Source organism: Mesorhizobium sp. M7A.F.Ca.US.007.01.2.1 (assembly GCF_003998165.1).
Taxonomy (GTDB): Bacteria; Pseudomonadota; Alphaproteobacteria; order Rhizobiales; family Rhizobiaceae; genus Mesorhizobium; species Mesorhizobium ciceri.
Genome location: NZ_RZQP01000450.1, coordinates 1 through 1770, shown reverse-complemented (window position 1 = coordinate 1770; position 1770 = coordinate 1). Strand labels below are relative to the sequence as shown.

Genomic DNA, 1770 nt, shown 5'->3' with positions numbered 1-1770 from the left:
ACCAGATCGACGTCCTCGTTGGCCACGACCAGCGCCTTGGCGCTCTCGAAATCGCCGGCTTCATGGATGGCGGCGACATTGCCGATGCCGGCGAGCGCTTCGCGCAGCGCACCGCGAAACAGCGGGTGATCGTCGGCGATGACGAAAGAATAGCCTGCCGGCAAATGTCCCTCCCCGAATCCCCGATGATTTTTGGCTTTTCGGGTTCAACTGGACGATTATGAGCGGCTGCGCGCTGTTTTCAAGCGGCAAAGCCAGTGCGCCGCCTCCCGTGGTTGAAACGCTCAGGTCTTCTGCGAATTGGGCTGGGCGCCGTTGTCCTTGTCCATATCCCTGACGATGCCCATGAAGCCGCGCAGGAAGCGCTCCATGTAGCCCATCGTCTTGTTGAAATCCTCTTCGCTCGGCAGTTTCGATTCGAGGCGGGCGGAGAGCGAATTCTCGAGCTTGGTGACGCGCTCGTCCATCGCCTTCATCGAGGTCTGCAAGCGGTCGACCTCGTCCTGGAAAGCGGCGCGTTCGTCGGCCGCCATCTTGCAGACGAGCTGGCCGGAGCGTTCGTCGCAGATCGACATGGCGCCGGTCTGGGTGTCCATGCGGATATAGCCGGTGGCCGACTTTTCCAGCCGGTAGCGGTCGGTTTCTTCCGAATAAGCTGAAGCCGCGACCAGCGAAACGAGCGCGGCGGGGATCAAGATGTGCTGCAGACGCATGTTGTCCTCCATGGCAAAGGCCTCAGATATCGCATGTTTGCGCCGGAAATGGGGAAGACCCTTGGCGTGGCCTTTCCCGAATGGCTGGTTCGGAATCTTTTGAAGCAATTCCCAAGGGAAAGCGCTATGCGCTTTTCCCGGGAAAACCGTTTCACACTTTTCCTGGAACTGCTCTATAGCGCAACCATGTCTCAGATTATCTACAAGATAACCCCGCAGGCGCTTTGGCGCGAGGCCGAAACGCATGGCCGCTTCACCGGCGCGCCGATTGATGTCGCAGACGGCTTCATCCACTTCTCCACGGCGGCGCAGGTCAAGGAAACGGCGGCAAAGCACTTTGCCGGCCAGACCGACCTTCTGCTGGTCGCCATCGACGGCGCCAGCCTGGGTGCTGCGCTGAGATACGAGGTCTCGCGCGGCGGTGCGCTGTTTCCGCATCTTTATGGTCCGCTCGGCCTCAAGGCTGTGCTGTGGGTCCGGCCACTGCCGCTTGGCTCCGATGGTGTGCACCAGTTCCCGGCACTGGAGGGGCAATGAGCGTGCTCGACCGGCTCGGCCAGAAGCTGCTGTTCGCCTTCGATCCGGAAACCGCGCATGGCCTGTCGATCGCGGCCTTGCGATGCGGCGTTCCGGTTGGTGCACCAGCGATCCGCGACCACAGGCTGACGGTCAGCATCTGCGGCCTCGATTTTCCCAATCCGCTCGGCATGGCGGCCGGCTATGACAAGAACGCCGAAGTGCCCGACGCGCTGCTTGGCCTGGGCTTCGGCTTTGCCGAGGTCGGCACGATCACGCCGCTGGCGCAGGCCGGCAATCCGAAGCCGCGCATTTTCCGGCTGACGGCCGACGATGCGGTGATCAACCGATTGGGCTTCAACAATGAAGGCCATGCGGCGGCCGAAAAGCGCCTTGCCGCGCGCAAGGGGCGTGGCGGCATCGTCGGCGTCAACATCGGCGCCAACAAGGACAGCAGCGACCGCATCGGCGACTATGAGCGCGGCGTCGCCCGGTTTGCGCAATACGCCAGCTATCTGACCGTCAACATCTCCTCGCCCAA

At 62.3% G+C, this 1770-nt stretch carries 3 protein-coding genes and 1 pseudogene; 2 read left to right on the top strand and 2 right to left on the bottom strand.

Features of this window, described 5'->3' with window-relative positions; translation table 11 throughout:
- A pseudogene (locus EN949_RS36960) lies at window positions 1-164 on the bottom strand (response regulator transcription factor); the annotation flags it as partial.
- A 120-nt stretch (window positions 165-284) separates the two neighbouring features.
- The gene (locus EN949_RS34985; protein ID WP_013533615.1) at window positions 285-713 is read right to left on the bottom strand and encodes a hypothetical protein; all 429 of its coding nucleotides are present in this window, start codon (window positions 711-713) and stop codon (window positions 285-287) included.
- Between the two features lie 186 nt (window positions 714-899).
- On the opposite strand from EN949_RS34985, the gene EN949_RS34980 reads away from it, so the two are divergent.
- Window positions 900-1250, top strand: coding sequence for a DUF952 domain-containing protein (locus EN949_RS34980; RefSeq protein ID WP_024503140.1), 351 nt, complete (start codon window positions 900-902; stop codon window positions 1248-1250).
- Window positions 1247-1770: dihydroorotate dehydrogenase 2 (locus EN949_RS34975; RefSeq protein ID WP_164782668.1), on the top strand; the 524-nt coding region annotated here is incomplete at its 3' end. The genes EN949_RS34980 and EN949_RS34975, both read left to right, overlap by 4 nt.